The organism is Agromyces humi (assembly GCF_009720255.1).
Classification (GTDB): domain Bacteria; phylum Actinomycetota; class Actinomycetes; order Actinomycetales; family Microbacteriaceae; genus Agromyces; species Agromyces humi.
The window spans coordinates 1-7,488 of the sequence record NZ_WJSP02000180.1 but is presented as its reverse complement, the minus strand read 5'-3'; the positions used below and the strand labels follow the sequence as shown (position 1 = coordinate 7,488).

The 7,488-nt window shown below is 69.5% G+C and carries 7 protein-coding genes; 1 reads left to right on the top strand and 6 read right to left on the bottom strand.

Annotated elements, in window-relative coordinates; all coding sequences use genetic code 11:
- Nucleotides 1-173: 173 nt before the first annotated feature.
- Nucleotides 174-431, top strand: coding sequence for a MarR family winged helix-turn-helix transcriptional regulator (locus tag GH736_RS24345; RefSeq protein ID WP_162529561.1), 258 nt, complete (start codon nucleotides 174-176; stop codon nucleotides 429-431).
- 148 nt (nucleotides 432-579) lie between these two features.
- Here the strand turns inward: GH736_RS24345 and GH736_RS13920 are convergent, their stop codons facing one another.
- From GH736_RS13920 to GH736_RS13895, 6 genes are all read right to left on the bottom strand, one after another.
- On the bottom strand, nucleotides 580-1,704 hold the full coding sequence (locus GH736_RS13920) for an ABC transporter ATP-binding protein (RefSeq protein ID WP_203230770.1): 1,125 nt from the start codon (nucleotides 1,702-1,704) through the stop codon (nucleotides 580-582).
- Entirely contained in the window at nucleotides 1,701-2,732 is a 1,032-nt protein-coding gene (locus tag GH736_RS13915) for an ABC transporter permease (protein WP_159604281.1), read from the bottom strand. The genes GH736_RS13920 and GH736_RS13915 overlap by 4 nt, the downstream gene beginning before the upstream one ends.
- Nucleotide 2,733: 1 nt before the next feature.
- The gene (locus GH736_RS13910) at nucleotides 2,734-3,714 is read right to left on the bottom strand and encodes an ABC transporter permease (RefSeq protein ID WP_159604279.1); all 981 of its coding nucleotides are present in this window, start codon (nucleotides 3,712-3,714) and stop codon (nucleotides 2,734-2,736) included.
- Complete coding sequence (locus GH736_RS13905; protein WP_159604277.1) at nucleotides 3,711-4,787, bottom strand: ABC transporter ATP-binding protein; 1,077 nt, start codon at nucleotides 4,785-4,787, stop codon at nucleotides 3,711-3,713. Before GH736_RS13905 ends, GH736_RS13910 begins: the two co-directional genes overlap by 4 nt.
- Nucleotides 4,788-4,871: 84 nt before the next feature.
- On the bottom strand, nucleotides 4,872-6,530 hold the full coding sequence (locus GH736_RS13900; RefSeq protein WP_235934211.1) for an ABC transporter substrate-binding protein: 1,659 nt from the start codon (nucleotides 6,528-6,530) through the stop codon (nucleotides 4,872-4,874).
- Nucleotides 6,531-6,583: 53 nt separating this feature from the next.
- Nucleotides 6,584-7,111: a fibronectin type III-like domain-contianing protein gene (locus GH736_RS13895; protein WP_159604273.1), complete on the bottom strand. Its 528-nt coding sequence runs from the start codon at nucleotides 7,109-7,111 to the stop codon at nucleotides 6,584-6,586.
- Nucleotides 7,112-7,488 lie beyond the last annotated feature (377 nt).

The window sequence follows — 7,488 nt, the reverse complement described above, 5'->3', positions numbered from 1 at the left end:
GTCGAGCTCGTCGGCGAGGTCGTGAACCGCGTCTTCTACCTCGACGCCAACCGTTCGGTCATCGACATCTACAACATGGGCTGGAAGCACTACCAGCGCCAGCGCGCCGCCGACGAGCACGGTCTTCGGACGGGTGTCGGTCGTCATGATCGCGCGGGCGGCATCGGGGCACGTTGCACGGCGTCCAGCCCGAGGGCCGAACGCTGTCGCGCTTCGGCACGGTCGAGGGATCGCCGCCGGATTGCGTCGACCCGAGCGACGCACGACGCAGCATCCTCGTCATCACGGAGTCGGGCCGCACTGCCCTGTCGGCGGTGCTCGACCACCGCCGCACTGCGATCGAGCAGGCGCTCGCCGACTTCACGCCGGCCGAGCGCGACGAGTTCGCGCGACTGCTGTCGCGCTTCGCGGAGGCGTGGCGCCGAGGCTGAACGCCGTGCGCTTGCGTCAGCTCCGCTACCCAGCGGGAGGAGTATTGCTCGAGCGGCGGACCAGTGCCGAGACTCCGACCTGTGCTCGTGCGATTCTCCTCCGCTCCAACAAGTGAGGGTCCGCCCACCGCTCAGTGGGCCGTGACGCTCAGCGCAGTGAAAGCTCGGGCGGCACCGGCAGCGGCTCCTCGCCGACCGCCCGCACGGCGGCGGGGTCGTGGCGCAGGCACGCGACCGAGCGGCGGGGGTCGTCGCCCACGACGTTCGGGTGCACGAGCTCGGGGTTCACCTTCGAGCAGGCGTCGAACGCGAACGCGCAACGGTCGCGGAAGGGGCATCCGCCGCCCAGCTTCGACAGGTCGGGCGGCGAACCCGGGATGCCGGTGAGCTCACGCCGCGGCCCGCGCAGCGGCGGGAACGAGTGCAGCAGCGCCGACGAGTACGGATGCCGCGGCCGCTGGTAGACATCGAGCGCGGCCGCGTCCTCGACGATCTCGCCGGCGTACATGATCGCGATGCGGTCGGCGATCTCGATGAGCAGCGACACGTCGTGGGTGATGAAGATGACCGAGAAGCCGAGCCGCTCGCGCAGGTCGGCGATCTGCTCCACGATCTGCCGCTGCATCACGACGTCGAGCGCGGTGGTGGGCTCGTCCATGATGAGCACCTGGGGATCGAGCGCCAGCGCCATCGCGATCATCACGCGCTGGCGCATGCCGCCCGACAGCTGGTGCGGGTACGACCGCAGCCGGTCGGGCGAGATGCCCACGAGCTCGAGCAGTTCGGCAGATCGCTCGAGCGCCTCCTTCTGCGAGACCTCGGGGCGGTGGGCGCGGATGCCGTCGGCGATCTGCCGCCCGATGCGGAACACCGGGTTGAGCGAGTTCATCGCGCCCTGGAACACGATCGCGAGGTCCTGCCAGCGCGAGGCGCGCAGCTGGGCGTCGTTGAGCCGCAGGATGTCGGTCTGCCGGCCGTCGCGGTCGGTGAAGAGCACCTCGCCACCGGTGATGAGCCCGGGCGGCGGGAGCAGCCGCGTCGCCGCGTAGGCGAGCGTGGACTTGCCGCAGCCCGACTCGCCGGCGAGGCCGAGCACCTCGCCGCGGCCGAGCGTGAGCGACACCTGGCGCAGCACGTGCACCGGGTCGCCGTCGTAGCCGTAGTCGACCGAGAGGTTCTTGATCTCGAGCACCGGGTCACTCACGGGCGTCAGTTGCTGCGGCTGCGGCTGCGGCTGCGCCTGCGGGTGGCCGAGGGGGCTGGTGATGCTCATGCCCGGTCCTCCTTCGCCTCGTACACGACCGGCGTGAAGCCGATGCGGGGTCGGATGCCGCGCTGGCGCAGGGATTTCGCGTTGAGGCCGGTGGAGCGCAGGCGCGGGTTGACGAACTCGTCGATGCCGAAGTTGATGAGGGTCAGCGACATCCCGAGCAGTGCGATGCACAGGCCGGCCGGCACGAACCACCACCAGGCGCCGCGCTGGAGCGCGAGCTGCGACTGCGCCTGGTAGAGCACCGTGCCCCAGTTCCACTCGCCAGTGTTGCCGATGCCGATGAACGACAGCGTGATGAGGGAGAGCACGGCGAAGGCCACCGTGCCGACGAAGCCCGCCGCGATGATCGCGGTGAGGTTCGGCAGGATCTCGGCGGTGATGATGCGCCACGTGCGCTCGCCGTTGGCGCGGGCCGCCTCGACGAAGTCGCGGCGCCGCAATGAGAGGGTCTGGGCGCGCAGCACCCTCGCGCCCCACGCCCAGCCGGTGATCGCGATCACGAGGGCGACGGTCACCCCGCCGACGGTCGGCAGCTGGCCGGCGATGAGGATGATGAGCGGCAGCTGCGGGATGACGAGGAAGACGTTGGCGAGCACCGACAGGGTCTCGTCGCCGAGCCCGCCCACGTAGCCGGCAATGACGCCGACGATCACGCCGATGGTCGTGGCGACGATGCCGGCGACGAAGCCGACGACGATGACGCCGCGGGTGCCGACGAGGATCTGCGAGAACACGTCCTGCCCGAGGTGCGTGGTGCCGAACCAGTGCTCCCACGACGGCGGCTGCAGGATGTCGTCGCTGCGGGCGCTCGGGTCGTAGGGCGCGATCCACGGGCCGATGATGGCGATCAGGAAGAAGAACGCGAGGATCACCATGCCGGCGATCGCCTTCGAGTTGCGCAGGAAGAGGAACTTGCGCGGTCCGCGCGACGAGCGCCGCGGCGCCGCCGGGACCGCGCCCGTCGCGGGCGCCTGCGACGGGCGCGCGAGCTCTTCGCCCTCCTCGACGATGCTGGTGTCGATCGTCATCTCAGCCCTCCTGCCGGGTGCGGGGGTCGAGCACCCCGTAGACGAAGTCCGCCACGATGTTCGCGAACAGCACCGCGAGCGTGATGACGAGGAAGATGCCCTGCATGAGCGGGTAGTCCTTCGCGGCGACCGCCGTGAAGAGGAAGTAGCCGATGCCCTGGTAGGAGAAGACGATCTCCATGACGAGGGTGCCGCCCACGATGAACCCGAGCGAGAGCGCGAAGCTCGACACCTGCGGCAGTACCGCGTTGCGGGCCGCATAGCCGAACATCACGGCGCGCTCCGACAGGCCCTTGGCCTGCGCGACGGTGACGTAGTCCTCGGAGGAGACGGTGACCATCATGTTCCGCATGCCGAGGATCCACCCGGCGATCGACGAGATGACGATCGTCATCGCGGGCAGGAAACCGTAGTAGATCACCGAGCCGATGAACTCCCACGACCAGGTCGGCACGAGTGACCGGTCGTAGCTGCCGCTCGCGGGGAACCAGCCCAGCGTCACCGAGAACAGCGAGATGGCGATGAGGGCCAGCCAGAAGTAGGGAACCGACGAGAAGAACGTCGAGATCGGCAGGAGCGAGTCCGCCCACGTGCCTCGGCGCCAGCCGATTCCCGTGCCGATGAGGGTTCCGATGGTGAAGCTGATGATCGTGGCGATGCCCACGAGCCCGATGGTCCACGGCAGCGCCTGCTGGATCACCTCGGTGACGGGCGTCGGGAAGTAGGTGAACGAGATGCCGAGCTCGCCATGCAGGATGAGGTTCCAGTAGTCGAGGTACTGCTGCCAGATCGACACGTTCTCGTCGAGGCCGAACAGTGCCCGCAGCGCCTCGGTCGCGTCGGGCGAGATGCGTCCCTGGTTCTTCGCGATGAGGGCGCTCACCGGGTCGCCGGGCAGGAGCCTCGGGATGATGAAGTTGATCGTGACCGCCGCCCAGAACGTGATCACGTAGAACATGAAGCGGCGCAGGAAGAACCTCATGCGCGTTCCTCCTTCGGGAGCGCCTCGACGACGGATCCGACGCGGGGGCGGTCGGGTCGGTCGGAGTAGCCCCAGCAGGCGGCCTCGCGGCCCTCGCCGACGGCCATGAGCGGCGGCACCTCGGTGCGGCACAGGTCGGTGGCGAACGGGCAGCGCGGGTTGAAGCGGCATCCGCTCGGGGGATTCACGAGGCTCGGCGCCTCACCGCGCGCGCCGCGGGCACGCGCCTCGAGGTCGTCGGGATCGGGTGCCGAGCGCACGAGCAGCCGGGTGTACGGATGCTTCGGGTCCTGCGTCACCGACTCGGAGTCGCCGCTCTCGACGATGCGCCCGGCGTACATGACCATGGTGCGATCGGCGAAGTACCGCGCCGACGCGATGTCGTGCGTGATGTAGAGGATCGCGAGGTGCAGGCGGTCGCGCAGATCCTGCAGGAGGTTCAGGATGCCGAGGCGGATCGACACGTCGAGCATCGAGATCGGCTCGTCGGCGAGGAGCACCTCGGGGTCGGCCGCAAGAGCGCGGGCGATGGCCACGCGCTGTCGCTGGCCGCCCGAGAGCTCGTGGGGGAACTTGTCGATGTAGCGCTCCGAAGGGGTGAGCTGCACCCGGTCGAGGAGCTCCTGGAGGGCGTCGTCGAGGGCGGCGCCGCGGAGGCGGCCACGGTGGATCCGGATGCTGCGCGTGAGCGTGTAGCGCACGGTGTGCACGGGGTTCAGCGACCCGAAGGGGTCCTGGAAGATCATCTGGACGCGACCGACGTAGGCGCGGAACGCCGGGCGGCGGCGGGCCGTGGCATCCGTGCCGTGGAGCAGGATGCGCCCGCCCGTGGTGGGCATGAGCTGTGCGAGCAGCCTCGCGATGGTCGACTTGCCCGAGCCCGACTCGCCGACGAGGGCGAGCACGCGGCCGCGGTGCAGCTCGAGGTTCACGTCGTCGACGGCGTGCACCACGCCGCCGCGCCGCCCTGAGCCGCGGAGCTTGAAGTGCTTCTGGAGGTCGATGGCCTGCAGCACGGGAGCGTCGGGTCGGGACTCGAGTGGAGACTCGGGCGGGGACTCGGGTCGGGTCATCGTCACGTCCTCGTGAGTGGGGTTGTCCGGGAGGGAAGCCGGTGCGGCGCGCGGGGCGCGCCGCACCGGCTCAGGAGCGTACTACTACTCGGTCGGCTTCAGCTTCGACAGGATGAGTGCCGCCTGCGGGCCCGTCGGCTGCGGGTTCACGTAGGGGTCCTCGCTCGTCGGGAAGCCCGTGTAGTTCACCGTGGAGTACTGCGCCACGGCCGGACGCGACCAGATGATGATGCCGGGGACGTCCTCGACGAACCGCTGCTCGATGACGTCGAGGGCGGCCTGGCGGTCCTCATCGCTGGTGGCCGACTTGTAGGTGGCGAGCGCCTGGGTGACCTCGTCGTTCTGGTAGCGGCCGAAGTTCCAGTTGGCCGTCTCGCCGAGCGGCACGTACGAGGCGCCGTCCATGATGTTCGAGTACATGTTCCACGGGGTGCTGCCGCCGTCGGTCCAGTGCAGCGTCGCCTGGAAGTTGCCGAACGGGATCGTGTCGTTGAACCACGTGTCCTGCACGATGGGCTCGACGGTGGCCTCGGCGCCGATCGACTCCGCACCCTCGGCGATGATGCCGAGCGCGTCGAGGTAGTCGGTCCAGCCGCTCGGGTCGGTCAGCGTGAAGGTCACGGGCTCGCCGTCGGGGTCGATCAGCTTCTCGCCCTCGTAGGTGTAGCCAGCATCCGTCAGCACCTTCTTGGCGCCGTCGACGTCGACCGAGAGCTCCTGGCCCTGGTACTGGTCGGAGATGAACGCGTCGCCCGAGGGCTGGGGCAGGCCGGTCACGCTCGTGATCTCGGGCCACACGCCGTACCCGGCGGTCTCGGAGATGTCGCCGCGGTCGACGACCATGTTCAGCGCCTGGCGGAACGCGACGTTGTCGAACGGCTTCGTCTCAGTGTTCAGGTAGAGCACGTCGACGCCGAAGCCGCCGCCCGCGACCTGCGCGTAGTGGTCGGGGTTCTTCGCGATGAACGTCGACTCGTAGTCGGGGATGAAGGTCCAGCCCCACTGCGCCTCACCGGTGGTGAGCGCGGTGGTCAGCCCGGCGTTGTCGTTGAACGCGTCGTAGCGCAGCTGGCCCACGGTGGGCTTGCCGCCCCAGTAGTCCTCGTTGGGCACGAGGGTGACGGCCTGCGGGGTGAATGACTTGAGCGTGTACGGGCCGGTGCCGATCATGTCGTCGTCGGTCCAGTTCACCGCATCCTGGTCGGCCCAGAGGTGCTCGGGCACGATGAGGAGCTTGTAGAGCTTCTCGCGATTGACGTACTGGCCGGTCGTGAACCCGACGGTGACCTGGTTGCCGTCGACGGTGATGTCGCCGTACTGGTCGGGGAAGTCGATGTTCAGCTCGGGGTTGTCCTTGCGGAGCTGGATCGAGAAGGCGATGTCCTCAGCGGTGAAGTCCTCGCCGTCCGACCACTTCACGCCGTCGCGGGCGGTGATGACCGCCTGGGTCGAGTCGTCGTTCCACTCCACCGACTCTGCGAGCCACGGGATCGGGTCCTGCGTGGGGTCGATCTCGTTCACCTGCATGAGCGACTCGTACACGGCGTACGCGTAGCCGAGCGAGAGTGAGGCCGAGCCGGTGGCGAGCGGATTCTGGTTGGGCTGCTGGGGGCCGTTCGGCATGCCGACGGTGAGCACCTTGCCACCGGTGTCACCGTCCCCGCCGCTGCCTGCGCTGCACCCGGTGAAAGCCAAGCCGGCGGCGACCAGTAGGGCGCCTGTGGCGAGGATGCTCTTTCGCATTTCCATGCCTCCTTGCATTTCGTGTGTGGGTTGGTGCGTGGTTCCTGTGGTGCTCAGCCCGAGATCGTGTGCGTGGTCTCGAGGCGGAGGTCTCGTGAGCTGCGCCCGGCGTGCAGGCGGTAGGCGCCGGCGGGCAGGGTCCAGCGTGCGGCATCCGTCGACCAGGTCTCGAACGATCGGCGGGCGAGGGGGAGGTCGACCGTGGCGGTGCCGCCGGCCGCGACGTCGATGACCGCGAAGCCCGCGAGCCAGCGCACGGGGCGCGTCTCGTCGCCGTCGGCCGAGAGGTAGATCTGCACGACCTCGCGGCCGTCGCGGGGGGAGACGTTGTCGACGGTCACGCGTGCGATGGCGATGACGTCGGTGTCCCGGTCGCTGCGGTCGTCGGCGGCCCCCTCGTCGGTTCCGGATGCCGCGACGACGACTTCGAGCGAGCGGTACTCCCACTCGGCGTACCCGAGTCCGTAGCCGAACTCGCGGGCGGGCGTGCGGCCCAGGCGATCCCAGCCGCGGTGGCCGACGTCGACGCCCTCGGCGTAGTCGATGATCCCGTCGACGGGGATGCCGTTCGGCACGGGCACGTCCTCCTCGCGGGCGGGGAGGGTCCAGGGCAGGCGCCCGCTCGGCTCGATGGCGCCGCCGTGTCGCCGGGTGTCATGCGCTGCATCAGCTCGGGACTGGCTCCCGTGACCCTCCTCTGGCGCCGCACGATCTCGGCATCCGCGACCGTTCGAGTCACGGCTGCAGTCCGAGCAGGATCGCACTCGGAAGCGCGGCCCGGGCGACCTGGACCATGCCCGTGGATCCTCATCGTCGTCACGGTGATCGCCGTCGGCACGAGCTCGGGCACCCGCGTGGTCGCCTGCTCTTCGAGGAGTGCGATCGGGTCCCCTCGGTCGGCCGCGGGCGACCATCCCGCATGCGACGAGCGCGGCGAGCGCCGCCGAGCCTCCTTGCC

Bases quoted from the DNA above. Each gene is read 5' to 3' on its own strand.
- GH736_RS13915 (WP_159604281.1), bottom strand. From the start codon at position 2,732: ATGACGATCGACACCAGCATCGTCGAGGAGGGCGAAGAGCTCGCGCGC.
- GH736_RS13905 (WP_159604277.1), bottom strand. From the start codon at position 4,787: ATGACCCGACCCGAGTCCCCGCCCGAGTCTCCACTCGAGTCCCGACCC.
- GH736_RS13910 (WP_159604279.1), bottom strand. From the start codon at position 3,714: ATGAGGTTCTTCCTGCGCCGCTTCATGTTCTACGTGATCACGTTCTGG.
- GH736_RS13900 (WP_235934211.1), bottom strand. From the start codon at position 6,530: ATGCGAAAGAGCATCCTCGCCACAGGCGCCCTACTGGTCGCCGCCGGC.
- GH736_RS13920 (WP_203230770.1), bottom strand. From the start codon at position 1,704: ATGAGCATCACCAGCCCCCTCGGCCACCCGCAGGCGCAGCCGCAGCCG.